The 25,123-nt window shown below is 67.9% G+C and carries 23 protein-coding genes and 4 pseudogenes; 20 read left to right on the forward strand and 7 right to left on the reverse strand.

The window, feature by feature from the left end; all coding sequences use genetic code 11:
- Window positions 1–99 precede the first annotated feature (99 nt).
- From ACZ418_RS40665 to ACZ418_RS40690, 6 genes are all read left to right on the forward strand, one after another.
- Window positions 100–534 carry a hypothetical protein gene (locus tag ACZ418_RS40665; RefSeq protein WP_468373331.1) on the forward strand — a complete coding sequence of 145 codons (435 nt, stop codon included), beginning with the start codon at window positions 100–102 and terminating at the stop codon, window positions 532–534.
- Window positions 527–1,339 carry a DUF6042 family protein gene (locus tag ACZ418_RS40670; protein ID WP_468373333.1) on the forward strand — a complete coding sequence of 271 codons (813 nt, stop codon included), beginning with the start codon at window positions 527–529 and terminating at the stop codon, window positions 1,337–1,339. The genes ACZ418_RS40665 and ACZ418_RS40670 overlap by 8 nt, the downstream gene beginning before the upstream one ends.
- A complete protein-coding gene (locus ACZ418_RS40675; RefSeq protein WP_468373336.1) occupies window positions 1,339–1,899 on the forward strand; it encodes a P-loop NTPase family protein in 561 nt (186 codons plus the stop codon). The genes ACZ418_RS40670 and ACZ418_RS40675 overlap by 1 nt, the downstream gene beginning before the upstream one ends.
- Before the next feature lie 865 nt (window positions 1,900–2,764).
- Window positions 2,765–3,109 carry a helicase associated domain-containing protein gene (locus ACZ418_RS40680; RefSeq protein WP_468373339.1) on the forward strand — a complete coding sequence of 115 codons (345 nt, stop codon included), beginning with the start codon at window positions 2,765–2,767 and terminating at the stop codon, window positions 3,107–3,109.
- 25 nt (window positions 3,110–3,134) lie between these two features.
- The gene (locus ACZ418_RS40685; protein WP_468373341.1) at window positions 3,135–3,287 is read left to right on the forward strand and encodes a hypothetical protein; all 153 of its coding nucleotides are present in this window, start codon (window positions 3,135–3,137) and stop codon (window positions 3,285–3,287) included.
- Window positions 3,288–3,431: 144 nt separating this feature from the next.
- Window positions 3,432–3,827 carry a nuclear transport factor 2 family protein gene (locus ACZ418_RS40690; RefSeq protein ID WP_468373344.1) on the forward strand — a complete coding sequence of 132 codons (396 nt, stop codon included), beginning with the start codon at window positions 3,432–3,434 and terminating at the stop codon, window positions 3,825–3,827.
- Between the two features lie 144 nt (window positions 3,828–3,971).
- Here the strand turns inward: ACZ418_RS40690 and ACZ418_RS40695 are convergent, their stop codons facing one another.
- A complete protein-coding gene (locus tag ACZ418_RS40695) occupies window positions 3,972–4,886 on the reverse strand; it encodes an IS982 family transposase (RefSeq protein WP_468373347.1) in 915 nt (304 codons plus the stop codon).
- Between the two features lie 237 nt (window positions 4,887–5,123).
- Window positions 5,124–5,663 carry a GNAT family N-acetyltransferase gene (locus ACZ418_RS40700; protein ID WP_468373349.1) on the reverse strand — a complete coding sequence of 180 codons (540 nt, stop codon included), beginning with the start codon at window positions 5,661–5,663 and terminating at the stop codon, window positions 5,124–5,126.
- 342 nt (window positions 5,664–6,005) lie between these two features.
- Between ACZ418_RS40700 and ACZ418_RS40705 the strand changes: the two genes are divergently transcribed.
- Window positions 6,006–6,638: a M15 family metallopeptidase gene (locus ACZ418_RS40705; protein ID WP_468373351.1), complete on the forward strand. Its 633-nt coding sequence runs from the start codon at window positions 6,006–6,008 to the stop codon at window positions 6,636–6,638.
- Window positions 6,639–7,072: 434 nt separating this feature from the next.
- Window positions 7,073–7,427: pseudogene (locus ACZ418_RS40710) on the forward strand (transposase); the annotation flags it as partial.
- Between the two features lie 104 nt (window positions 7,428–7,531).
- Here ACZ418_RS40710 and ACZ418_RS40715 read toward each other — a convergent pair.
- On the reverse strand, window positions 7,532–8,263 hold the full coding sequence (locus ACZ418_RS40715) for a hypothetical protein (RefSeq protein WP_468373423.1): 732 nt from the start codon (window positions 8,261–8,263) through the stop codon (window positions 7,532–7,534).
- Between the two features lie 54 nt (window positions 8,264–8,317).
- On the reverse strand, window positions 8,318–8,803 hold the full coding sequence (locus ACZ418_RS40720; protein WP_468373353.1) for a hypothetical protein: 486 nt from the start codon (window positions 8,801–8,803) through the stop codon (window positions 8,318–8,320).
- A gap of 595 nt (window positions 8,804–9,398) precedes the next feature.
- Here ACZ418_RS40720 and ACZ418_RS40725 point away from each other — a divergent pair.
- The 4 genes and pseudogenes from ACZ418_RS40725 to ACZ418_RS40740 form a co-directional block, all read left to right on the forward strand.
- Window positions 9,399–12,029, forward strand: a pseudogene (locus tag ACZ418_RS40725) (nSTAND1 domain-containing NTPase); the annotation flags it as partial.
- A 128-nt stretch (window positions 12,030–12,157) separates the two neighbouring features.
- Window positions 12,158–12,787, forward strand: coding sequence for a WD40 repeat domain-containing protein (locus tag ACZ418_RS40730; protein ID WP_468373355.1), 630 nt, complete (start codon window positions 12,158–12,160; stop codon window positions 12,785–12,787).
- Between the two features lie 517 nt (window positions 12,788–13,304).
- Window positions 13,305–13,772 (forward strand): hypothetical protein, encoded by a 468-nt coding sequence (locus tag ACZ418_RS40735; RefSeq protein ID WP_468373357.1) that lies wholly within the window; start codon window positions 13,305–13,307, stop codon window positions 13,770–13,772.
- Window positions 13,773–13,776: 4 nt separating this feature from the next.
- Window positions 13,777–14,061 carry a hypothetical protein gene (locus ACZ418_RS40740; RefSeq protein ID WP_468373359.1) on the forward strand — a complete coding sequence of 95 codons (285 nt, stop codon included), beginning with the start codon at window positions 13,777–13,779 and terminating at the stop codon, window positions 14,059–14,061.
- A 151-nt stretch (window positions 14,062–14,212) separates the two neighbouring features.
- Here the strand turns inward: ACZ418_RS40740 and ACZ418_RS40745 are convergent.
- The 3 genes and pseudogenes from ACZ418_RS40745 to ACZ418_RS40755 form a co-directional block, all read right to left on the reverse strand.
- A pseudogene (locus ACZ418_RS40745) lies at window positions 14,213–14,659 on the reverse strand (transposase); the annotation flags it as partial.
- A gap of 137 nt (window positions 14,660–14,796) precedes the next feature.
- Window positions 14,797–16,038, reverse strand: a complete 1,242-nt coding sequence (locus ACZ418_RS40750) for an IS110 family RNA-guided transposase (protein WP_468373362.1) — start codon at window positions 16,036–16,038, stop codon at window positions 14,797–14,799.
- A gap of 208 nt (window positions 16,039–16,246) precedes the next feature.
- Window positions 16,247–16,731, reverse strand: a pseudogene (locus tag ACZ418_RS40755) (transposase); the annotation flags it as partial.
- Between the two features lie 53 nt (window positions 16,732–16,784).
- On the opposite strand from ACZ418_RS40755, the gene ACZ418_RS40760 reads away from it, so the two are divergent.
- The 8 genes from ACZ418_RS40760 to ACZ418_RS40795 all read left to right on the forward strand — a co-directional run bounded on the left by ACZ418_RS40760 (window position 16,785) and on the right by ACZ418_RS40795 (window position 25,010).
- The gene (locus ACZ418_RS40760) at window positions 16,785–18,365 is read left to right on the forward strand and encodes an IS1182 family transposase (protein ID WP_468373416.1); all 1,581 of its coding nucleotides are present in this window, start codon (window positions 16,785–16,787) and stop codon (window positions 18,363–18,365) included.
- Window positions 18,366–19,068: 703 nt separating this feature from the next.
- The gene (locus ACZ418_RS40765; RefSeq protein ID WP_468373365.1) at window positions 19,069–19,389 is read left to right on the forward strand and encodes a hypothetical protein; all 321 of its coding nucleotides are present in this window, start codon (window positions 19,069–19,071) and stop codon (window positions 19,387–19,389) included.
- Window positions 19,390–19,451: 62 nt separating this feature from the next.
- Entirely contained in the window at window positions 19,452–19,949 is a 498-nt protein-coding gene (locus ACZ418_RS40770) for a GNAT family N-acetyltransferase (RefSeq protein WP_468373368.1), read from the forward strand.
- A gap of 293 nt (window positions 19,950–20,242) precedes the next feature.
- On the forward strand, window positions 20,243–21,178 hold the full coding sequence (locus tag ACZ418_RS40775; protein ID WP_468373370.1) for a hypothetical protein: 936 nt from the start codon (window positions 20,243–20,245) through the stop codon (window positions 21,176–21,178).
- Between the two features lie 171 nt (window positions 21,179–21,349).
- On the forward strand, window positions 21,350–21,775 hold the full coding sequence (locus ACZ418_RS40780) for a helix-turn-helix domain-containing protein (RefSeq protein ID WP_468373418.1): 426 nt from the start codon (window positions 21,350–21,352) through the stop codon (window positions 21,773–21,775).
- 432 nt (window positions 21,776–22,207) lie between these two features.
- Window positions 22,208–22,984 carry a hypothetical protein gene (locus ACZ418_RS40785; protein WP_468373373.1) on the forward strand — a complete coding sequence of 259 codons (777 nt, stop codon included), beginning with the start codon at window positions 22,208–22,210 and terminating at the stop codon, window positions 22,982–22,984.
- A 327-nt stretch (window positions 22,985–23,311) separates the two neighbouring features.
- Window positions 23,312–23,566, forward strand: coding sequence for a hypothetical protein (locus ACZ418_RS40790; protein WP_468373376.1), 255 nt, complete (start codon window positions 23,312–23,314; stop codon window positions 23,564–23,566).
- Between the two features lie 220 nt (window positions 23,567–23,786).
- Complete coding sequence (locus tag ACZ418_RS40795; protein ID WP_468373378.1) at window positions 23,787–25,010, forward strand: NucA/NucB deoxyribonuclease domain-containing protein; 1,224 nt, start codon at window positions 23,787–23,789, stop codon at window positions 25,008–25,010.
- Window positions 25,011–25,123 lie beyond the last annotated feature (113 nt).

Here is a 25,123-nt window from a genome sequence, read left to right on the forward strand (position 1 = left end):
CGGGCCGTCCCCATGGCGTGCTGCTATTTCTCGTGAACATCCACGGGCCCGACATCGTCAACCGCTGCCCAAACCGGCAGACAGACGCTGCTGCTTGAAGTGAACGAAGCCATACACGACTACGGCGGCATCGACCTGCGCGACGTCACGTGGCGGCTGGAGACGATCCCCTCCGCGGACTTCCGCGGCATGCCGACCGGAGCGTCCGACGCCGGCTGTATCGAAAGCTACGCCGAGAACCCGGTGTACTGGGTCAAGATTCGCCGCCCCGAGGTGGGTCGGCACTGGGAAGAGCACGGGACGTGGCTGCGCCCGCCGATCCTCATCGAGGGGCGTCTCCTGGACCCGTCGGAGAGCGGGCTCCGGGTCCTGGAGGGCCGAACGCGCGTCGGTTTTCTGCGCGGGCGCCTACGCAAGCAACTGCACGTCGCCCCCGACCATCAAGCCTGGGTCGCGCCCGTGAAAGCGTGCCGCGCCTCAGTGCGTACGCTGCGAGCGTCCGGCCGTTTTCCAGGAAGAGCTGCGGATGACTGAGAACCCGTCTGTACCCGAGCCGCGTCGGGACATGGCGATGCACAACGACTGGTGGGCTTCGGGCTGGGACCACGTCCTGCCCCGCCAGGGCTTCCCGCTGACGATGCTGATCGCGACCGCGAGCCAGCCCGGTTTCACCGGTTCCCTGGACGACCTCCTGCAGGAGCTCTTCGAAGGCCACTGGGACATGATCGGCGGTGATCTCGACGGCGTGCTCACGTTCTCGTGGCCCGATGAGGGATGGGACTACGAGGAGGCGCCGGAGGGACGTGAAGCGAACGAGGCACATCGCTGGGAGAAGTTCGGCGCCATGCTCACGGCCGCCGGCTACCCGGTGCCCGAGACCGTGCGGGGCCTCTCCGAGCTCTACCTGACGTGGGGCCTGGCGCGCCGCGAGGAGACACCGGACGGCACCCGGTGGTCGATGCCCGCAGCGCTGCCGTTGCCTGGTGACCTGCTGCCCCTGGACGCCAACCTCGCCAAGCGGCTCGACCGGATCCGCTGGACAGTGCGCACCGGCCCGCTCGTCGACGGGCTCATCAACCACTTGGTTGACGATCTGGGCGAACCGCAGGAGATCCTCACGTCCCTGGACCGACTGGCGGCCGCCACCAGCCAGGATGCCGACGACGTCCGTATCGCCCTCGCGGAGCTCGTGAAGTCCGGGGACGCCCGCGTGCAGTGTGGCCGGGAGCCGGCCGACGCGGAACGCCTGGAGGCTCACCAGCGCTTCCGCCTGGTCATGAACTGGGACCACTTCCACGAGAACCGGCTGCAGTTGACTATCGAGGGCGACGACGCGTGATGGAGAGCGTGCCGGGCACGGTGGGAACGGAAGACACGCGCCTGATCATGATCCGGGGCAACAGTGCCTCGGGGAAGTCGTCCGTCGCGGCCGGCCTGCGCGAGAAGTTCGGCCGCAACCTCGCGATCGTCGGCCAGGACAACCTGCGCCGCATCGTGCTGCGCGAACGCGACCGGCCCGGCGGCGCCAACATCGGCCTGATCGACTTGACCGCCCGCTACGCCCTGAACAATGGCTTCCATGTCGTCGTGGAGGGCATCCTGTACGCCGACCGCTACGGCACGATGCTCCAGGACCTGGTGCGCGCCCACCGAGGCGTCTCACGCTGCTACTACCTCGACGTGCCCTACACGGAGACGGTGCTCCGGCACGCGACGAAACCCGATGCCGAGTACCTCAAGCACGTCACCGAAGACCACCTGCGCGACTGGTACCGAGAGAAGGACCTACTGCCCGACGGCCTGGAGACCGTTATCGACGCGGCAAGCACCCTGGACGACACCGTCCAGCAGATCCTGCGCGAGAGCGGCCTGGACCAGGTGCTCCCGATCGACCGTTGACGCCCCTCCCGGGCACCACGCATGTCACAGGGCGAGCGGCCCGGGATACCAGCGCCTACATGCACATCCTCAAGGCCAAGGAAGCGCCGCACTTCAGAGAAGCCGGGAGACTGTGCTCCGGATGCCGAGACAGAAGACCGCGGAAATCCGCGAATCGCTCCGACGTGAAGTACGGGGGCCGGAGCAGATTCAGCTTCGTCTGCATGCCCTCCATGATTCCGGCCGCGCGGTGCAGGTGGAAACTGACCTGATCGAGGGGGCCAGCTGCTTCTGCGCCATCCCGTCGAGGAACACCTCCACGTCTGCACGTCCATGGTCTTTGCGCTGCACCCGATTCGCCCACCGCCACCCTCCCGCCAGATCCGCGGCCTGTATCCCGTAGGCGGACGCCACCCGATGCACAAGCGACCACGTCGTCTCACCGACTACGGGCACCACCCACAGAACTCCCTCCACCCGACTGCCTCTCGTGCGCGACCCGATCAGGACGGCGTCCCCGCGCACGCTGCGCCATCCCAGTGCGTCTGTTTGCCGATACACGGCGAACGAGTGACGGTCTTGCTCGGTACCGGGTCCTGATGCGCAGCGAAGGCATCGCGGTCCGCGTCTATTGCGAACCGCCGGTTGCCTGCCCTATGCCGCTGCCCATTCGAGTCCGAGGTGGGCGAGCTGCTGGAGTTTGTCGGGGTGAGCTTCCCGCGTCTGGTCTTGGTGTTGCTCAGGAACACCCCAAGTCGGACCTCGGTCCCGTCTTCCAGCCGCTCTACGTGGCCTCTGGGGACTGTCACGGAGACCGTGCGTGCCTTGTACTGGGCCAGGGCCGCGACGCCCCGCTCGAAGGCTCCTGCGGGCGTCGTGGACGGCTTTGCGGGCTCCGCAGGCTCCGGGCCAGCGGCGTGATGCCGAGCTGTTCCAGGCGTTCGCCGACGTCTGGCAGGCCCTGACGGACGGGCAGGGCAGGCCGATCGGGCAGTGGCTGTCCCACCTCCGCCGCCCCAGCGCCCTCCACGACCACCCCGAATGGAAGACCGCGCTGGAGGCCGTGGACCAGGACTGGAACCCCTCGTGGCCGGCGGACTGGCAACGCCACTACGCCGCACTACGCGAACTCGTACGCGAGGAAAGCGACCCCACGATCGTCACACCCGGCATCACCGTCCACGGCATGGACATCGAAAAGTGGCTGGCCCGGCAGCGGATTTTCTTGTAGGTCAGGACCGTGTGGCGTGGTCTGCATGACGATGGATATCGAGCTGATCATTTCCGGGCAGATGTACCGCTACTCCCTGCGCCACGTCGTCGTCGGTGACGGCCGCCGCGCGGCCCGCATGCGAATCCCCGGTCAGAGACGAGGTGCCGGACAGTCGGGGTGCCATCCGTCGTCGTGATGAGCATGTGGTGGTGGGCCGTCCTGTCCTTGACCGCATAAACAGTGCCGGTAGTGAGAGCACCAGGCTGCTGGCGCGTGCTGCGGTGTCGAACGACCTAGGGTCGATGGGGGATTGACGACGGCCGCTGAAGAAGGGGAGATCATGTCCGAGAACAGTGCCGACCTGACGGTCGCCGAACGCTTCCTCGCCGAGTTCCAGGCCCGGGACTGGGAGAGGCTGAGCGGCCTGCTGGCCGACGACGTCACCTGGACCATGCCGGGAACCGGCACCATCTCAGGCACGATCCGTGGCAAGGATGCGGTCGTGGGCAGAGCCCGGCACATCGCTGGGCAGGGACTGCACACCGAGTTGTTGCACGTGCTCGTCGGCGCACATGGCGCCGCCCTCTCGCTCCGCAACACGGCAACTGCCCCCGACGGACGCAGGCTCGACGAACACCTCGCGACCGTGCTGACCACCCAATGCGGCCGCATCACCGCCATCGACAGCTACCTGTCGGACGTCGAAGGCATGAGCGCCTTCTTCAGCGAGCCCTGAGCCCGTCAACGCCGTCGGCCGCAGTGTGACCGACGGCGACATTCCTCAGCTGGGGCGCCAGAGAAGCCCCCTTGGAGATTGGTGCCTGTTTTCTATCCCCCGGTTTTGAGTAGCTTTGGGCCCTAGATGATCAATTCCAAGGGGTCAGTGATCGTAAGCGGTCAGTGAGCGCAGGACGGGCTGGCCGGTACGGTCGTTGTGCCAGATCGCGGCGGTCAGCGCGAGGATGCGCTGCATGACGCGGGCGATCACGCCACGCGGTGTGCGGCCTCGGTGCTGTTCGAGGTTGAGCTGGCCCTTGAAGGTCTCGTTGACCGACTCGATGACCTGCCGCAACGGTTTGAACAGTGGGGCACCAGGCCGTTCCGGCTCGCCCTTGCGGGCCGGCCGCAGCAGCTGGATGTCCTGTTCGGCCAACTCGCGCTCGAAGGCGCGGCCGAAGTAGTTCTTGTCGCCGATCAGTGTCTGTCCAGGCCGTGCGACGGCCAGGCCCGGTTCGGCGGTGAGCAGGTCCAGCAGGGTCTCACGTTCGTTGGCCTTGGCGCCGGTCAGGGCGAAGGCGATCGGCAGACCCTGCAAGGTGCACACCAGGTGCAGGCGAAGGCCCCAAAAGAAACGGCTGTGACTGGCGTAGTACCCGTACTCGGCCCATCCTGCCAGGTCGGAGCGCTTGACGGTCTCGCGAGAACGTCCGCACTCCACCGGAGTGGAATCCACGATCCACACGTCGTCGCTCCATACGGAGGTGTCGATGGCCAGCAGTCGGGTCACCTGCCGCAGCAGCTCGGTGGTCTTGCGCAGCCGTTTGTTGTAGCCGGGCTGCTTCGGCAGGTACGGGAAGAGATGCCGCAGGTGACAGTGCGCGTAGCGAAGCCACTTGGCCTCGGATGTGAAGCCCAGCATGGCCTGCATCATCGCCAGCGTGACCAGCTCGGCATCGGTCAGCTGCGGAGCGATCCCCACCATCGGACGCCAGGGCGCCAGATGCGGTGACGCCTTCAACAGGTCGTCGGTCTTCACATAGAGTGCGGTTGCGAGGGACTCCAACTCCGGCTTCACCCATCGATGCTGGACTCCCTCGCCTCTGCGTGGGGAGCCGCGGGCGGTTTTCGGTTCACGGTCGCTTTCCGTGATCGACGGCAGGTTGGCTTCGTCCATGAGAACGGACAGCGCTTCGACATCGTTTCGGGAGGGGTTCGGCCGTCTCCGCCTGGTGAGATGTTCACGAGTTTCAACAGCGCTGGGCTCCGTCCTAGCAGTGCTGTCGAGTTGCGATCCGCCCTGTCGAGCACGAGCTCAATCGGACGGCGTGGCCGGGGACCACATGCCGAGCCACTGCTCGGCGCCCCATGCCTCGAACCGCTCTACCTCGGTGAACCCCAGCTTCGCCGCGAGACGCATCGAGCCGACGTTGGCGGTCTGGGTGGTGAGCACCACCGGCTCACCGGGGAGCACGCCGGCGAGCCAGCCGAGTGCCGCCGCGCATGCCTCGGCTGCGTACCCGAATCCCCAAGCCCGCGGCAGGAACAGGTAGCCGAGATCGGCCTTCCCCATGGCGGCCGGGCGACGGTGCCCCGTTGCTCTCCTGAGCAAAATCTGGCCGATCATCGACCCGTCGAGATCAACGACGAAACTCCCGGGCCACCGCTCGGGAACCCCGGGCAGTTCGCGCTCAAGCTCGTCACGCGGCCGGGGGCCGCCGAGGTAGGTGTGCACCTCTGGCGAGGCGAGCAGCTCGATGAACGCCGCACGGTCCCGGGCCTCGGGCTCACGGAGCACGAGCCTTTCGGTCCTGATCGGGGCAGGTGGCCAGGCGATGGGTCCAAGATCAGTCATACCGGCCAGCTAATCAGCAGGCTCGGCAGCGATCAAGAATCGCGGACCGATCAACCCACGGCCCGAGCCCCATCCTCGCCAACGGGGCCGGGCCCTACGAGCCACGCTGCCAGGGACGAGATGCCTCCCGTTCTCGTGAACATCGACTTCGGCGGCGGGCCGCCTCCTGAAGTGCCGTACATCTGCTGTCGGGATTCTCGGGATTCGTGAATAGAACCAGCAGGTCCTTTGCCTGTAGGCCCGGCGGCTGGAACTTGTCGGCCCGACGGGCGGAAGCTGGTGGTGCCGGCAGCAGGTGAGGCGGGATACTTCGCGGGCCCGCAACGTTTAGGCTCAAGATCCATGATCTTGCTGAGTGATCCCAAGGTGATCAATATCCCGGTGCAGGACTGCGGCGAACCTCTCGCAGAGATCGCCTCGGTCCCGGTGATTGTGCTGGACCCCCGGGAGCGAGACGAGGCAGGGGCATACGGCCGGGTCCGGATCGGCGTGCTTGAGCGTTTGTGCTCGGCCTCGGAGATGCTTCCCGACGGCGTCAGGTTCCTCGTCATAGAAGGGCATCGCAGTAGCACCGAGCAGGCGCGGCGGTTTGCCCTCTACGAGGACCGCCTACGCCGCTCCGGCATCACCGACCCGGTCGAACTGCGGCGCCAGGCCAGCGCCTTCGTCTCCCCGGTCGAGGTGGCGCCACACTGTGCCGGCGCGGCCCTCGATCTGACGCTCGTTGATGCCGATGGCGTCGAGCTGGACATGGGCGGTGCTGTGAACGGCCACCGCACCGGAGACGAGAAGTACTGTCCGCTGGACGCCTCGGGAATATCAGACCAAGCACGTCGCAACCGCGACATCCTGGCCCGAGCCATGAGCGGCGCTGGCTTCGTCAACTACCCCACTGAGTGGTGGCACTGGTCTTACGGCGACCGCTACTGGGCACTGATCAGCAAGGCTGGCAGTGCCATCTACGGACCAGCCTGACCAACTCGAGCGGCAGGAACGCCAGCAGACAGTCACCGACACCCCTTGGAATCAATCATCTAGGCTGGCTTGGTGTCCGAGGACGCCGGGGAGGCCGGGGACCGGGTGTGCGGGGGTTGCGGTGAACGGCTGCGGCCAGACGCATGGCCCGGTGCCGTGTACTGCTGGGTGTCATGTCGTGCCAGGCAGTGGCGCCGGGACCGCCGGTTGCGCAAGCGGGTGGCCGCGGAGTTGAGCGGTGCGGGCCGGGCCGAGTGCCCCGAGTGCGGGGCGACTTGGGTGGCTGGGGTGGACCGCCGTTCGAACGCGGTCTACTGCTCGCGGCGGTGCGTCACGAGGGCCTGGAGGGCCCGGAAGGAAACGTTCGGCGAAGGGTCGCAGTGACCGCATCGCGAACGCATACGAATCCCAACTCCGGGCAGAACCTGGTCAAGGGCCGGGCGCCTGGAGCGGTCGCCACCGTCATCGACTCCCAGTCGGTCAAAGCTGCGGAGACCGTCGGCCGCGACTCGCGCGGCTACGACAGCGCGAAGAAAATCAACGGCCGCAAAGCACCTGGTTGTGGACACCAAGGGCCTGCCACTGTTCGTCATGGTCACCCCGGCCGACATGACCGACCGCGACGCGGCGAAGGAAGTCCTGTTCCGCCTGCGGCTGATGCACCCCGAAATCACCATCGCCTGGGCAGACTCCGGCTATGCCGGAAAGTTCGTGACCTGGGCGAAGAAGCACCTCGGACTGACCCTGAAGACAGTCAGCCGGCCGCCGAACACCCCCGGCTTCGTCATTGGCACGGTGTTTGCTGCTGCGGCGCTCAGGGGACCGGCGGGGCCCGGCTCCCGGGGAGCCGGTGAAGACCGCTCTCGGCGATTTGATCTGACATGCCCCTGCACTCACTTCCGCGCTGGTGCGAGCGTTGTTGCCCGTGTAAGCGCGACACCCAGCAGGTCGCGCTCTTGCGGTACCAGGATGTCGGTGGCGTTTCGTGAGGTTGGAACTGTGCCATCGTGGCAGGTGAGGGCACCGGTGACCGTGGTGTTACCGACATCCTGGCGGATGCTGGTGACGGCGAGAGTGCAGGCGCTCGGGTGCCAGGTGGCCCGGGGGATTTTCAACGGCGGCGGGCCGTCGTTGAAACTGATGACCGGCAGTGGACCGCTGGGCATACGTACTGTGCCGCGCATGGTGGCCGCACCACAGCGCGCCAGCCCGTCCTGCGCCGACGACAGCGGGTTTTTGAGGTGGGCTGCATAATCACCGGTGAACGTCATGACGCTCGTTGCTTTGGCCGGTCCCTTCTCGTACGTCATGAGGTCCCACAGGGTCAGGTGGCGTGCGTGGGTGAGCCATCGGAGGGCGCCACGCAGGGGATACCGGCAGTCGGTGAGAGTGTCTTTGACGTCGGCGAGGCCGTACGGTCCGGGGCTCAGACGGATTTTGGCCACACCGGTCAGCTTCGCGAGGGTTGCCGGGTCGATGAGCGGACCCTGTCCTGGGTGGAACGGCTGCCGGTGTTGATCGGGTGGTGCGGCAAGGGGCTTGGCCGTGCAGCCGGCGGACGCCACGGATATAAGGAGCGTGAAGGCGGACAGAGCGCGTATACGGGTGGTGCCGCATTTTTTCATGATGTCTCCCGACGGCCCGGGTGGGGGCGCGGTGTCGCGCCCCCACCCCGGGTATCAGTTACAGAAGCGGTTCCACTGGGGGTCGGACGTCCCTCCGGACCACGACCACTCCCACGGGTCGACACGCGGTTTGCCCGAGTTGTACCAGATCGAACTGCCGACGCCGGACGCGCGGCCTTGGCAGATGAACTCTCCCTGGCTCTCGTTGTAGACGTACCACCGCGACCCCGTGGTGTGGGTTCCGGTGGCGGAGGCGGCCCGACAGGGTGCGGAGCGCTCGGCGAGGCTGCTCCAGCCTCCGCCCAGGCTGGTGTAGAACCCGCCGCCGTAGGAGGCATGGGCGCAGGTGGCGCTGGCCGCGGACGCTCCGCCCGAAGCCAGTCCGGCCTGGTGCGTGCCCAGTGCATCGGTGACGTAGTGACGGGCTGAGGGCGCAGGCCCCGGCGAGGCGGTGGCGACGGGGCCGGATCCGAGTCCCACCCCGGCCGCGATGGCGACCGCGGCGGTGGCGAGCGCCGCCCTTCGGTGCACAGTGCTCATCGACACGTGATCTGTTCCTTTCATCGAGCCGTCGCCTGACGCGGCGGCGAAGGTGATGTGCGCGGCAAGCCGGTGGTGTCCCGCCGGCCCGGCCTGCACAACCAGATTTCGCGCCCCACGATTGAATGGGCAGCCGCTTCTGTCACCCTGATCAATGGCCGCACCGCAGGTCATAGGGCTCGACACGCGGTCCTGACCAAAGAAGGTGCCTCTCGTTTGCCCTTCTGCCGCGGGGGCTCCTAGTTTTTGCGGCCACAGCGCCGCATCCACGGGGGAAGCGGGACATGAGAGGGAGCCGTTGATGGCGGGGCGTCCAGAAAGCCCACTGGATCCCAGCGAGGGGCCGGTTGCGCGGTTCGCTGCCGAGTTACGCAAGCTGCGGGCGGAGGCCGGTGGTCCGACGTACCGGGTGATGGCGCAGCGCGCCGGTCAGGGGGCGAGCACGCTGTCGCAGGCGGCTGCCGGGGAGCGGTTGCCGACGCTGCCGGTCGTGCTGGCATATGTGAAGGCGTGCGACGGCGATGCGGCCGAGTGGGAGGCACGCTGGCGTCAGACGGCCGCGGAAGAGGCCGCCGAGCCCCGGGCCGAGGATGACATGGCCAAGCCCCCGTACCGAGGCCTGGCCCGTTTCGAACCCGCCGATGCGGATCTCTTCTTCGGCCGTGAAGAACTCACCGAGCGTCTGTTCCGGCAGGCCTGCTCCGGCCGGTTCACCGCAGTGTTCGGCCCGTCGGGGAGCGGGAAGTCCTCCCTGTTGCGCGCCGGCCTCATCCCCCGCCTGAGCAGCCCCGACACTGCGGGACAGAAGCTGGCCGCCGTGCGGGTGCTCACGCCGGGCGAGCACCCGCTCAGCCATGCCCAGCGCCTGCTGGCTGCTGACGGGGACGGCGACACCTGGCTGATCGTGGACCAGTTCGAAGAGCTGTACACGCTCTGCACCAACTCCGATGAACGCGCTTCCTTCATCGATCACCTCCTGGCCGCCACCGACCCAGCAAGTCGGCTGCGCGTGGTGATCGCGGTACGCGCGGACTTCCTCGACCGCTGCGCCGCACATCCCCGTCTCACCGCCGCTCTGCAGGACGCAACGGTGCTGGTCGGCCCGATGAGCCGGGACGAACTGCGCGAGGCCATCGTCAAACCCGCCCAGACGGCCGGGCTGATCGTCGAGCGCACCCTGACGGCACGCATCCTCGAGGAGGTGCAAGACGAACCTGGCGCGCTGCCGCTGATGTCACATGCTTTGCTGGAAACCTGGAGGCGCCGCAAGGGACGCGCCCTCACCCTCAACGCCTACGAGGCCGCCGGTGGCCTGCGCGGTGGGATCGCCCTCACCGCCGAGGTCGCCTATTCCCGTCTCACTCCTGTCCAGGCCACCCTCACCCACCGGATCCTGCTGCGCCTCATCACACCAGGCGAGGGAACCCCCGACACTCGGCGACCCGCGCCTCGCGCCGAACTCGACTTCGGTGACCCCATCGACACAGGCACGGTCCTCGAATGCCTCGCCGGTGCCCGCCTGCTCACCCTTGACCATGACACTGTCGACCTCGCCCACGAGGCCTTGATCACTGCGTGGCCCCGGCTGCGGCAGTGGATCGACGACGCCCGCGAGCGGCTACGCCTTCACCGCCAGCTCACCGAAGCCGCCCGCGCCTGGAATGACCTCGGCCGTGACTCGGGCGCGCTGTACCGCGGCAGACGGCTCACGACAGCTGAAGACACCTTCTCGCTTCAAGACGCTGAGAGCGATCTCACTCCCCTGGAACGGGATTTCCTCACCAGCAGCACCACTGCACGCCGTCGTGAAGAAGAAGCGGCCGGCCGTACTGCTCGGCGGTTGCGCCGGTTCACCGTGACCTTGTCGGTCCTGCTTGTGCTCGCCCTCACAGCAGGCCTGATCGCGTGGCAGCAATATCGGACCAGCGAGCAGCAGCGACACCAAGCCCTCACTGCGCAGCGGATGGCCCTGTCCCGCCAGCTTGCCGCACAGTCGTCCGGCCTGTTGGAGGCCAACCCCGACCTGGCCTCACTCCTGGCGATCCAGGCGTACAAGGCCAGCCCAACCAAGGAAGCTACCGCCAGCCTGTTCGCCGCCGCAGCTCTCCCGCTGCAGCACCGCTTGAACGGGCACACCGGCAGCGTGAAGTCGGTGGCGTTCAGTCCAGACGGCCGCACCCTGGCCAGCAGCGGTGACGACAAGAAGGTTCGGCTGTGGGACGCGGCAACCGGCAAGCTGCGCGCGACATTGACCGGGCACACCGAAAGTGTCGAGTCGGTGGTGTTCAGTCCGGACGGCCGTACCCTCGCCAGCGGTGGTGATGACGGGAAGATCCGGCTGTGGGACGCGGCAACCGGCAGACTGAACGACATAATTACTGGTCGAACCAATGCCGTGGCTTCAGTGGCCTTCAGTCCGGACGGCCGCACCCTGGCCGGCGATGGGAGCGACGGGAAGGACGGGAAGCTCCTGCTGTGGGACACAGCGACCGGCAGGCTGCGGGCCACCTTGACCGGGTTCCTCGGCGGCGTGAGGTCGGCAGCCTTCAGTTCGGACGGTCACACCCTCGCCAGCGGAGGAGAGGATGAGAAAGTCCGCCTGTGGGACACAGCGACCGGCAGACTGCGTACGACTCTGACCGGGTTCCCCTATGGCGTGGAATCGGTTGCGTTCAGCCCCGACGCTCACACCCTCGCCAGCGGCAGCAGGGACGGGACGATCCGGCTGTGGGACCCGGCAACCGGCAAACGGCGTGCCACTTTGCCCGGGAACGCCAACGGCGTGGAGTCGGTTGCGTTCAGTCCGGACGGCCGTACTCTCGCCAGCGGCGGGCATGACGGGAAGGTCCGGCTGTGGGATACGGCAACGCGCAGGGCGCGCACCACCTTGGCCGGGCACACCGACAATGTGGAGTCGGTCGCGTTCAGTCCGGACGGCCGCACCGTCGCCAGCGGCAGCGACGACAGCACTGTCCGGCTGTGGAACACAACCACCGACGGCTTGCGCACCACCTTGACGGGGCACACCGAAGGCGTGGCTTCGGTCGCGTTCAGTCCGGACGGTCGAACCCTCGCCAGCGGCGGGTACGACGGAAAGATTCGGTTGTGGGATCCGGCAACGGGTAGGTTCCGCACCACCCTGGCAGGGAACGCCGGAGGCGTGGCTTCGGTGGCGTTCGGTTGGGGCGGCCACATCGTCGCCAGTGGCGGGTATGACGGAAAGATCCGGTTCTGGGATACGGCAACGGGCAGGCTGCACTCTGCTCTGGCTGCGGGGACAAGCATCGTCGATGCGGTGGCGTTCAGTCCGGACGGTCATACCCTCGCCGGCGGAAGCGATGGGGGGGGGTCCGGTTGTGGGACACAGCGACCGGCAGGCTGCACTCTGCTCTGGCTGCGGGGACAAGCACCGTCGATGCGGTGGCGTTCAGTCCGGACGGTCGTACCCTCGCCAGCGGCGGTAACGACGGGAAGATCCGGCTGTGGGATACGGCAACCGGCAGGCCGCGCACCGTCCTGGCCGGAGACACAGCCGTCGTGATTGCGGTGGCGTTCAGTCCGGACGGCCGTACTCTCGCCGGCGGCGGGCATGACGGGAAGGTCCGGCTGTGGGATACGGCAACGGGCAGACTGCGTACCACCTTGACCGGGCACACCGACAATGTGGAGTCGGTGGCGTTCAGTCCGGACGGCCGCACCGTCGCCAGCGGCAGCGACGACAGGACCGTCCGGCTGTGGGACACAGCCACCGACGGCTTGCGCGCCACCTTGACGGGGCACACCGGCAATGTGGAGTCGGTGGCGTTCAGTCCGGACGGCCGCACCGTCGTCAGCGGCAGCGAGGACACAACAGTGCGGCTGTGGGACGTATCTCTCCCTGATCCCCTGTCCGCCATGAGGAAGATCTACCGAGCCGTCAACAGGGCCTTCACTCCGAGCGAGCGCTCAATGTACCTGAAGCAGGTGGAGCAAGGCTCGGTATGAGTCCGCAATAGACGCACCCGATGGATTGTGGAGAGACGACCAGACTGCGGATAAGGTCCGCAGCGGGCCTTGCCCCCTGGTCTTGGACACACGAGACACTGGATCCTGAGGATCTGAACGCCTGGGTGATGGCGCTGCGGTTCTGTTTCCGGCTGGGCGGCGGCGGGGGGGAGGAGTGCGGGGACGGCGCGGGTGTGGGCGCCGGGCTGGAGGCGGGGGAGTGGTTCATCGGTGGGGCGGACGCATGGGGGTGCTGCGGTGCGGCGGGCAGGGGCTGGGTGGCGGCGTTCGCGGCGGGTTGGGGTTCCTTCGGGCCGGGGTGGCTCGCGGCGTGGTGGGCGAGGAAGTCGCCTTTCGTGATCGTGGGGGGGCCGGTGAGCGGTGGGTGGAGCGCTGGCGTCATCAAGGGGCGGATGATCTACGAGCTGCGGAAGATCGGCCGTATCGGCCCCAAGGGGACCGAGGACATCTCGGGAGACAAGTGGAGGCGTCCGCCTCTCAACGCGGAAGGGTGCCAATGAAGTTCGTCACGGCTGTCTGGAAGCCCGAGCAGCACGGGTTCTGGTTGGATCCGCGGCCCTACCTCGCCGAACTTCCCAAGATCAGCGAACAACTGCCGCCCGGCGCACGGGAATTCGCGTGCGACCCGGCGCATTACGACATGGGTCACGGCAACACCCACTGCGTCAAGGACCTGGAGTTCTCCGGTGTCCAGGTGGCCACCGACAAAAGCGGAGGGCTGACCCTGGAGTTCGCCCCCAATCAGTGGAAGCACGACACCGGGCTGCGTATCAGCTACTCCGGCGTGACGCACTTCTCCATCGACTACAGGCATTCCATCGACTGGATGCTGGTCGACACCGTCCTCCTCGACGAGATCCTGCCCGACGAGGACGGCGGGTGCCTGCACGAAATCGCGCTCACCGACGCGTCGATCACCGTCCGGTGCGAGGATCTGCAAGCCGTGTGGGGGGACGCGAGTTGAGCCCGTGATCACTTTCCAGTTCGCCGTGCGGCTCGGCCAAGGCCACCCCTACGGGTTCGATATGGGTGACATGGTCGTCACCGGGGGTTTCGGCAGGGTTGACTCGGTCGGTCACGTCCCCGATCAGGGAATGATGATCTACCTTCGGTCGTTCAAGCTGCTGGACAACCTGCGCGGCTTTCTTATGGGCAACGCTCGCGTGCTCACCTACAACGGTGCCGACACCTCGTTCGGGCTAGGGACTGTCTTCAGTTGTGATCAAGCTCGGCGGTACGGGCAGATCCGGTAGGACTGCGGCGTGATTAACGGCACCCCAAGACCTCACGGCCGGTGCCAGATGACGCTGGCCGCCCGGCCCGAATCAGGAAACGTGCAGGTCGTCTCCCTGAAACTGAGGGAGGGGGTCTGTGTAGCGAACGGTGGAACTCAGTCGGATTTGTTCAGCGGCGTCCGGCGGTGAGCTGGCCGTCGAAGGTGATGTCGAAGGCTTGGAGTGCGGCCTTCCAGCGTATGGTCCAGCGTTTGCGTCCGGTGCCGGTCGGGTCCAGGCTCATGACGGCCAGGTAGACGCATTTGAGGGCGGCCTGGTCGGTGGGGAAGTGTCCCCGGGCCCGGACGGCCTTGCTCTCGATCGCGTTGGTGGTGCAGACGATCTTGCGGATCTCCACGTTGAACCGGAAGAAGGGCACGAACTCCGCCCAGGCCGCCTCCCAGAGCCGGACGATCGCCGGATACTTCCCGCCCCAGGCGTCGGTGAACTCCACGAACCGCTCGAGCGCGGCGTCCTCGGTCGGCGCGGTGTAGACGGGCCTGAGCGCCTTCGCGATCTTCTCCCAGTCCTGGCGGGCCGCGTAACGGAAGCTGTTCCGCAGCAGGTGAACGACGCAGACTCCCCCTGTCAACCTCTGCAGTTTTCGATGTCGTTGGGTGGCTGATCGAACTGGGTCAGTCTGAGGGCATGCCAAGGGGCCGAAGAACCAGAGCGTGATCGTCCCTCGGATGCTGAAGGCTGCTGTGGAGTTCCTCAGCCAGTCAGGTCGGCCTCCGGGCGGGCGCTGTGGTGCAGGGTGGAGTCGTAGCAGGTGTGGTCCTGCCAGCAGCGCCAGAGGATGCGGACCCAGCGGGCGCCGAGCCCGCGGATGGCGCGATGGTGCGGCTGTTTGTGGGCCCTGGCCTGCTCATATGCGTCGTGGACCCAGGGAATTTCGCGGGTCATGTTGAAGACCCACCAGTCCACGGCGTGGCGCATGCGCTTGTTAGCCGCGTAGCGGAAGCGGACCTGGCGGCTGCGGCCGGAGGCCCGGGTGACCGGGGCGACGCCGGTCTCGGCCAGGAGAGCGGCCGGGGTGGGGAAGCGGTCGCGGTCCTCGCCCATCTCGGCCAGCAGCATGGCCGCGCAGGACCGGCCCATGCAGGGGAAGCTGAGGAAGATCGGCGCGTCAGGATGGATGACCAGCAGCTTGTCCACTCGCTTGTTCAGGATGCGGACGTGGTCGTTGAGCAGGGCGAGCTGCTCGGCGAAGAGCACAGCGGTCAGCTCCTTGCCCGCGACCGTGCCCGGGGCCGCGGCCAGCAGATGGGCGCGCAGCCGTTCCACCAGCACCTCCGGACGGGTGCGGCCGGAGTACCCGTGCCGGCCGGTGAACGCTTTCATCCTCTCGGGACCGACGCGACGGGCCTGCTCAGGGGTGGGGTAGTCCCGCAGGAACGCCAGGCTGATGTCCCGGTCGAGCGAGGAGAACAAGTGCAGCACGGCGGGATGGTAGGCCTGCAGGATGGCCCGCAGCTGGTTCTCCAGGTCGCGCTGGTTCCAGATGACGCGTTCCCGGTCGCGGATGACCGCGCGCAGCTCTGCCAGCTGCGGTGACGCTGCCGGTAGCGGCCTCCAGTGTCGGTGCTCGTGGCGGAGGCTTTCGGCCAGGACGAAGGCGTCGAACGCATCGTCCTTCTTCGGCGCCATCCGGTAACGTTCGCGCGCTCGGGCGGAGATCTTCGGGGAGACGCAGTAGAGGGTGTGCCCCGCTGCCTGCAGGCGTTCGACCAGCAGGCCTTCACCGCGCTCGATGGCGATGCCGGCCAGGGCGACGTGGCGGCTCAGCTGCCGCTCCAGGTGCTCGAGGCCGTCAGCAGTGTGCGCGTACCGACGCTGATGCACGACCTGGCCGGCTCCATCGAGGAGACAGAGCTGGTGATGCTGCTCGCCCCAGTCGAGGCCGCCGAACACGCCATCTGTGGCCGGGGAGTTGGTGGGTAAGGAGTTGTGCATGAGTTCCGTCCTGTCGGTCCTGGTCACCGACCGGGCGGCCCCGCTGGTACCTCATCTCGGCGCTCGCAGCGCAACTCCCGCTGGCCAGTTCGCGGCCCGCCTCCAGCGGGAGGGACTGGTCTGCATGGGGGCCTCGAAGGCAACGCGTCTGCATAGGTCCTCTCCCGCTGGCGCGGTGACCGGCGGGCATCTCCCGCCACCAAGGAGTGTGCACAGATGAGGTCTGGACGATCGTCGCAGGCCAGTCGGTGTTCACGGCGTCCGGGAGGCCGGTCAGGCCGTCGCAGACCAGCATCAGGACATCGGCCGCGCCGCGGTTCTTGATCTCGGTCAGGACCTGGAGCCAGTACTTCGCGCCCTCACCGCCGTCGCCGATCCACAGGCCTAGGATGTCCCGGTGTCCCTCGGTGGTGACCGCTGCGCGGAGATCTCCCCGTGCGTGAGCCCTTTCGCCGACAGCGACAGAGCCATCTCGTCCACCCCGCCCAGACGCCGCTGCCGCTTCTTGACCAGCTGCGGCTCAAACGACCCGGCCCGGTCCCGCGGCACCGCGATCTCGACCGGCCCCGACTCGGTGATCACCGTCTTGGAGCGGCGTCCGTTGCGGTAGTTCTCCCGGCCGCCCTCAGCCCGCTCACCGGGCTCGTGGCCCAGGTGATCGGTGAGTTCGCCTTCTAGAAGGCTCATGAAGATCTTGGGTTCTGGCCCCGCCGCGTGTGCGGCGGCGCCAGACTCGTTTTGTGGTGATGGGGGAATGGGCCGGGGAGACGGTCGGGCCGGATGTGTGGGAGACCTGCCGGGAGTTGATCCCGGCGGGGAGTGTGTTCGCGTTTCTGGCCGAGCATCGTGGTGCGCTGTTCCCGGCTGAGATGTTCGCGGACATGTACCCGTCGGCGAATGGACGGCCGAGTATGCCGCCGCAGATCCTGGCCGCGGCGATCACGCTGCAGGCCCTGCACGGGCTGTCGGACTTCGAGACGGTTCAGGAACTGCGGTGTGACCTGCGGTGGAAGGCCGCGTGCGGGCTGGGCCTGAACGACATGGCGTTCGATGCGTCGCTGCTGGCCTACTTCCGCCGCCGCCTTTCCCGCTCGGTTCGGCCCAACCGCGTGTTCGAAGCCGTGCGCGAGGTCGTGAAGGCCACCGGTGTCCTCAAGGGCAAGCACCGGCGGGCGCTGGACTCCACAGTGCTGGACGACGCGGTCGCCACCCAGGACACCGTCACTCAGCTCATCGCCGCCGTCCGTGCGGTGATCCGCGAGGTCCCCGGCGCAGCCAAGGTGGCCGCGGTCCAGTGCACCGCGCGTGACTACACCGATCCCGGCAAGCCCCGTATCGCCTGGAACGACGAACAGGCCCGCGCCGCCCTCGTCGACGCTCTGGTCACCGACGCACTCAGGCTGTTGGGCCACCTGCCCGACCAGGAACTGGGCGGGAAAGCGGCCAACGCGGTCGGGCTGCTGGCGCTGGTCGCCGGGCAGGACGTGGAACCGGCCGAGGACTCCGACGGCCGCGACGGACGCTGGCGCATCAGCCAGGGGACCGCTCCAGGCCGCGTCGTGTCCACCGTCGACCCCGAAGCCCGCCACATCCACAAGACCCGCACCCACCAGCAGGACGGATACAAAGCCCACCTGGCCATCGAGCCCGAGACCGGCTTATACACCGCCGTGGCTCTGCGGCCCGGCGCCGGAGCCGAGCACCACGAGCCCACCGTCGGCCTGGACCTGCTGGCCGACGAGGAGACTCCGGTGGACGCCTTCGGCGACACCGCCTACTCCGCCGGCGACATGCGCCAAGTACTGCACCAGGCGGGGCACCGGCTGTTCTTCAAGCCCGCCCCGCTGCGGCCCGCGGTCCCCGGCGGCTTCACCCTGGACGACTTCGCCATCGACACCGACGCTGCCACGGTCACCTGCCCCGCCGGACACACCGTTGTGCTGTCCGACCCCAGCGGACAGCACAACCAGCGCAAGGCGGCCTTCGGGAACCTGTGCACCGGATGCCTGCTCCGCGAGCGGTGCACCAAGGCCAAAGCCGGCCGCATCCTGACCATCCGCCCCCACCACGACCTGCAAGCGGCCGCCCGCCGCCAGGCCGCCACCGACCCGGACTGGCAAGCCGACTACCGGCGCTGGCGACCCCCGGTCGAACGCGCCGTCGCCTGGCTCGTCCAGCACGGCAACCGCAGACTCCGCTACCGCGGAACCATCAACAACAACACCTGGCTCCACACCCGAGCAGCCGCCCTCAACCTCCGCCGACTGATCAACCTCGGACTCACCCACACTGGCGGCCGCTGGCGACTTGCCCTGGCCACCACATAGCGAACAGGGGCTGCCCGGCCTCCGGCCGGGCAGCCCCTCACCAAGATCTTCATGAGCCTTCTAGCAGTGCATCCCCGACGCGGTCGAAGGACGAGCGCTGGGAATCAAGGCGAACCGCCGACGGCGGGGGCCGCCGCTCCTTGTCTCCACCCGCTCCGGCGGCCCCGCCGCTCAGCGCGGCAGCACCGCAAAGGCGGTCGACCAGACCCGGCGGAAAGCCCGATCACTGCGAGCACCAGGACCCGGCCGAGATACACCCAGATGCCGCACTGGAGCGCCACACCACGGCGCTGGGCCCTAGGGTCGTAGTGCTGAGCACTGACAGGCCGGCAGGGCTGGGCGGCCCCGTCTTCACATGGCCTTGCGAGGGGCCGCCCTCTCACGATGCACACCGCTTGGGGTTGGGGGACAGTAACTGATCGTACCCGGGAAAGGATCTTGGCTGCTGACACCTTGTGCCCCGCCCGTAAAGAAGTAGCAGGTCACGGGCCTGGTGTGTGTCGGCTCCGGGGTACTCATGCTGGTGACGGGCGGGTGACTTCGGTGGAGATCGTCGGTCAGCAGGCGACTTCCCCGTTTGTGAGGACGAGCAGGCGTGGGCGCCCTCCCTCATCGTCGCCCACTGCCGCGGCGCCGCCTAAATCCGTTGGTGGCCAACGCCTCGTCCTGCGACAGTGCGGGAATGGGGTGGAGAGCCGTTTCCGTGGCCGACGTCGACGCCCTCGCCGAACTGCTCGGCCGGGACGAGGAGGCGACGGTCGGTCGCCGCGAGTCCGGCCCCGCCGAGGCGCGCAGAATGCTGGCCGCCCCGGGCCTGGACCTGCCCTCCCGCACGTGGACCGCGTCGGGCCCCGACGGCGGCCTGCTCGGCTTCGCCGCCCTCCATCCCGCGCCTCAGCCGGGCGAGCTGCGTGCCCAGTTGGTCGTCGCCCCGTCCCAGATGCACCTGCCGTCACCGCGACGCTCCTGGACCGCCTCGACCTCTGGGCCGCCCACGACCTGCCGGCCCCTGACACGCCGGTGACGCTGTATCAGCTTCCTGGCTGCTTCCCCCACGACCAACTCCTCAGCCGCGGCTGGACCGTCGTGGACAGCAGCAGCCGCCTCACCGTCGACCTGGATGCCATCCGCCTCCCCGAGCACCCCGCGCCCGCGGTGCGCGCGGCCCGGAACGAGACCGACCTCCGCACCGTCCACTCGGTGCTGAACGAGGCCTTCACCGACGACCCGAAGCACCCGCACCCGGACTTCGACGCCTTCCACAACGCCCAGCGCCGACGCGAGGGCTACAACCCCGACTTGTGGCTCCTCGCCGAACTCGACAGCGTCTCCGCCGGCGCCCTCATCGCCCGCGATCCCGTCGACCGCGCCTGGATCGCCTGGTTCGGCGTCCACCCCGCCCACCGCCGCCACGGCCTTGGCGCCCAACTCCTCACCACCGCATTCAGCCTCCTCCGCGCCCGCGGCCACCGCACGGTCGGCGTCGACGTGGACACCCACAACACCGGCGCCATGCAGGCCTACACCTCCGCCGGCATGACCCTTCTCGGCGCGGCCGACCAGTGGCGCAGGACCTACGTCTGAACCCGGCGCCCGCCCGGCGTCAGGCGAGGGCGACGCCGCCGGTGGTAGGCCCAGGCGAGAGCCAGAACGATCCTGGACCTGTACGAGGAAACCCGCCCAGACGCCCACCTCCTCCGGGTCCAGACGGCATTCCTGCAGTTCCCCGACTGAGCTTCCGAGGACCTCTAGCTCTGATGTCCGCGCGGACTGCACAATTGGTGATCCAGCGGGGCGCCGTCCGCGTCCGCATGGCCCCGGGGGGTTGTGTGTTACTGAGCTCTAGACGACTGCGCAGAACGGCGGAGCAGGAGAGCATGGCCGCCATCCAGCACATGCGGGGCCGGCGGCCCCGGCAGGCGCTGGAGAGCAGCCGCGCGGCGGAGGCCGCGGTCCGGCGATTGCGGCAGATGGAGCCCGACGACACGCAGCATGTGCGGGTGCTCGCCTCGATCCTCTACAACCAGGCGATGATCCAGGCCATGAACGGCGCCGTCGCCGACGGCATCCTGGCCGCCCGCGGCGCCGTCGAGGCCTATGACTCCTTGATCCCCGGTGTCGGCCCCAACGAGGCCGCCGCGTCCGTCGCGCTCCGGTCCGCCGGGGGCTTCCTGCACGGGCCGCCGGACGCCGGCGTGCCCGTCCACGAGACGGCCCTGGAGGCGGCCGATGCCAAGGCCCGCCTGTGCGGCCTGCTGGCCGAGGCTCACGGCGAGCAGGCCCTGACGGAGGTGCGCCGCCTGGGCGAGGAAGCCGTCGCCGTGTACGAGGCGGTCGCCCGTGTGCTGCCGGGGCACGAAGCCGGACTGCACCGGGTGCGGTCTCTGTGTGCGGCGGCTCTGGACGCTGCGGAACCCGAGGAGGATCTGCAGGAGGTCTCGCACCTGCGGGGCCTGGCGCGCTTCCGGGTGCCGGCGCACTGGCCGGTGCTGGCCGCCGACGGCGCTACGACCGCGGACGCCCCGGGCATCGGACGGTTGTCCGTGCGGGCCAGGATCGCCGATGCGGACCCGGCCCCGCCCGGCACCCCCGGCGCGGCCTTGGACAACGGCTGCACTCTGCGCAGCACGGACACCGAGGCACCTCTGCCGAACCGCCCCGCCCGGCGGATACGGCAGTGGGAGTTGGTCCAGCCGCTGGGCGGCCAGGTCCGGGTGGTGACCTTCACCTTCGACTACGACGCCGCGGGGGGCCACGCCAAGGCGCTCGCCGTGTTGGAGCGCGAGGTCCCGGCGGTCGTGCTCGGCCCCTGAATTCCCGGCCGACAGGGGCTAAAGAGGCGATTCCCAGTGTCCCGGCCGGGATGAAATTGGGGACGGTGCGGGAGATGAGTGTGGCGACAGGGCGATAGATGATCGACGGATCCGGCCATGCCAACGGCAGCCTTGGGGTGCGCTCGGGCGGGTCGGTAGATCAGTGAGAGGCTGACTCAGCGTGAGGCCGCCGACGCCTGCGGCGTGAGCCGTACGACCATCCGGCGCCGCCGGGAAGCCGGAGAGTTGCCCGGGTCGGTGGTGGACCCGGAGCGGGGGTGGCTGATCCCCTCTGAGGATCTGGCCGGCGCTGGGTTCCGGCTGAACTCGCCGTCGCCGTTGAGCGGGAAGGCCAAGCCTGGCCGGGACGTGCCGCTCGATGGCGATGCTGGAGCAGGAGCGCGGTGCGAGGGGAAGCTGCTCGCTGAGGAACGCGCGGCCCGGGTAGCAGCCGAGAAGGAGGCCGGCGGCGTGCGCGCGCTCCTCGCCGCACGCTCGGAGCACATCCAGGACCTTCAGCGGGCCCTGGCGGCGATGATCCGAGTGCTTGAGCCCGCCAGTTCGACACGCGTCTGCGGCCCGACCGCCCGGCAGTAGCGGCCTGCGCCGTCAATCCTATGACGTTGCACGGTAGTTGGGCAGCACGCGGGGAAGAGCATGAGGTCAGCGCCTGATGTTGCGTCGGGGGTGGCCATGATGTTGGAGCGATTGCTGGCCACCCGGGATCGTGGAGCCCGTCCAGGGGCTCAGGATCCATCCATGACCTCTCGAAGCGGTGGAGCGCCCGGGCGATGGCATGGCCTGCTGGCGTCTAGGCCTTCGGAGACGGGGTGATGGCCGTCCATCGGCCCGCTTGGCCGGGGCGATCACCATGAACAGCGGCTGTCGGCAGCCCCTTGGGTACTACGAGGTCCGCGAGGGCCACGCGCTGCACTGCTGCTTCTGCCGCAATGACTATGCGCCTGCGAGGTCCCGTTGTCAGACCCGAGCCCTACTCTCTGTCGCCAATGCGTCACAGAGTGTGGCCGAATGCTCGGAGGGAGTGTCCCGTGGCCGGTTCAGCGCACCGCCGGTGCTGATCTGCAGAAACTGGTCGATCAGATCCCCGCATGGGCGGAGGCGAAGGCGCTCAAGCCGCTGTCTGCCGTCCCGGAGGGACCGGGCCGACACGTGCTGCTGACAGGGGATGAGGTCGACGCGGCAGGGTTCATCGACCTCGCCCAAACGTGTGGCGCGCGGGTGCTGTACTTCGACAGCGATGTGTTTGCTGCGGAGGAGTTCGCCGTCCTTGACGACGACGGGCTCGAGGCCGGAGCCGGTGTCGAAGACCAGCTGAACGCCGAGGCTCGAAACGAGCTGAAGCGGCTGCGCCGAACCGCGTGCGCTCACGCCGGGAAGATCACCGCAGTGGTGATGTGCTTCGTAGCCGACGGCCTGCCCCACTACTGGAGTGAGGAGGCCTCCTGGCACACCGATCTCCAGGACGCCTGGACGGAGTTCACCCAGCAGCACCGCCTCTCCGCGGACGAACGCGCCCAGGACGCCCGCGCGCGGGCCGACGGATTCGTCAGCGTCCGCTTCTCCGGACCCAGCCTCGTAGCCGCCATCACCAGCCTCGGCCAGGTGGCGGAGACGACCGGTAACCCCGTGACCCGGGCCATCGCCGACCACATCCGGCAGAAGATCACCGCAGCAGTACAGGAGATCATCAGCAAGCCCAGCCGCGGCGGCGACGGAACGCCCGTCCGCATCGTCATCGACGACCGAGCCGCACCACCGGAGACGGAGGAACCTCCAGCCGCATGACCAAGGGCCCGACCGCGAGTGCGGTCGGGCCCTTCCGGCATGTCCTGCTACAGCTCGGTCACCCGGTACGGCTCCGGAGGAGGCGGCAACTGGCTCCGAGGACAGACCCCAGAATTGAGCGCGCCACGATCTCCCACTCGGCCTCCGGACGCCCTGCTGGCCGCACGAACAGTCGCCTGCCGTCCGAGTCGCGGCGCTCGTGGAGGACCTGGCCCCGGGCTCCCCGACGGCGTCGACGGCGAGATTGACGTCACCTGGCACGACGCACTCACCGTCGTCGACTGTGGTCAGAATCTGCAGAAGATCGGTTGTCCCCAATGCGGCGCGTTGATCGGCACCGAGTGGTGGGCTGACCTACTCGAAGCTCACTGCGACGACGGCTTCGCGACCCTCGCCGTGGTCGTCCCCTGCTGCGGCGCTGCGACCTCGCTGGACGAGCTGGAGTACGACTGGCCCTGTGGCTTTGCCCGATTCGAGATCGCCATCTGGAACCCAGAGCGCATCTGGTTCAGCGACGAGGAACTGACTGCCATCGGGGCCGCGCTCGGACATCCGGTGCAGCAAGTCAGGGCCTACATCTGACGCAGGTCAGCCCGCAAAGAATGGAAGCTGCGGGTGGCCGTCATACGGGCACTCACATGTGGCCAAGTCGCGCTGCAGGCCCGGAAGTTAGCCCCTGTGTGGGGTTGATCACTCTTGAATGCGCAGACGCCTCCAAGATCGCGAGCCGTTTCTATGTTGGTCGCGACCACATCTTCAGGGGGTATCTGTGAGATCTGCCAGATGGGCTTTGCCTGTCGTCGTGAGCACCCTTGCTGTGCTGCTGTCGCCCGCGACAGCGTTCAGCGCCAGCGACCCGAATCCTGACGACATCACCTACACGGCGACCTACATGCCGTTGGACGAGCCGGGCTCACTCCCGGCCGGCGTATCGAGTGAAGCCCCGTCTGCCCGGGCCGGTGGGGGAAGGCCGCCGGGCACGGACTTCAACTACGACGACGTCACCTACAACGAGTGCATCAAGCACGGCAACAGTGCCGGCAAACCCAACTGGATCAAGAACCACTTCGCCCTCTGCCGGCGAGGTACCGTCCAGGTCGTCGGCACGGACGTCCGCACCGGTGAACCAGTCGGGACACTCACCTACGTCGAGACCATCATCGGGTACGCCTTCCAGGGCGAGCGGACTGTCGCCTTCGACCAGTATTTCGATGACATCCAGGCCACGGGCACCGTCAAGGAGTCGACCACGTTCCTGGTCAACCGCTGGAACGAATCGAGTGGGAACGGCCCCATCCTGCACAAGGGGGAAAAGCACGACGGCGTCACACAGGTCTCTGGCGGCTTCCGGGGCGAAGTCGGCTCAGCGAAGGAAGACCCCAGCATCAAGAGCTGGAAGAAGGACAACATGGAGATACTGATCTTCGACGAAGACGAAGCCTCCGGTACTGGTAAAGACAAGATCCACAAGTTCGACTTCGTACCCGCCACCTTCTTCATCTCAGACGGAAGCAAAAACGTTCAGCTCCCCGAACCCAAGATCACCGTCCGGTTCGACAGCGCCCCGTACCTGAAGTACAAGAAGGGCAGCATCTTCACGGACATCCGCGCGACCATGAACTACGACCGCGGCAATGCCGATGTCAAGGAGACTGCGCAGCACATCTGGGACGCCCAGAACCGTCCCGAGATCACCATCCCGAAGAAGGCGGGCAAGAAGATACCGGGGGCTCTCTCATCGACCCCTTTGCACCGGATCTTCTACGACACCCGGCTGCGGGAACGGAACCGCGACACTGCGCGCGCGGCTTGCCAGGCGGAGTGGCCGAACTACTCCAGTCGGGGCAAGGACTGTGACGAGTACCCCTTCAGCACCACGAAGGAAGGGGCCTACAACGCCAACGGCAACTTCTCCGCTCGTGCGCTGACAAGCAAGGACAACCAGAAGGCGGGCTCCCAGCTCTCCACCTGGTACAACGACGACCGGATCCTGGACGGTGACGCCTTCTACGTGAACGTGAAGTAGTCAGCGGTGGGGGGGGGGGGGGGGGGGGGGGGCCCCCCCCCCCCCCCCCCCCCCCCCCCCCCGAGGCCCTCCCCCGCCCCCACACCCGCCCCCAAACCTTTTTTTGGTTGGTC

This window comes from Streptomyces sp. NPDC030820 (genome assembly GCF_055572075.1).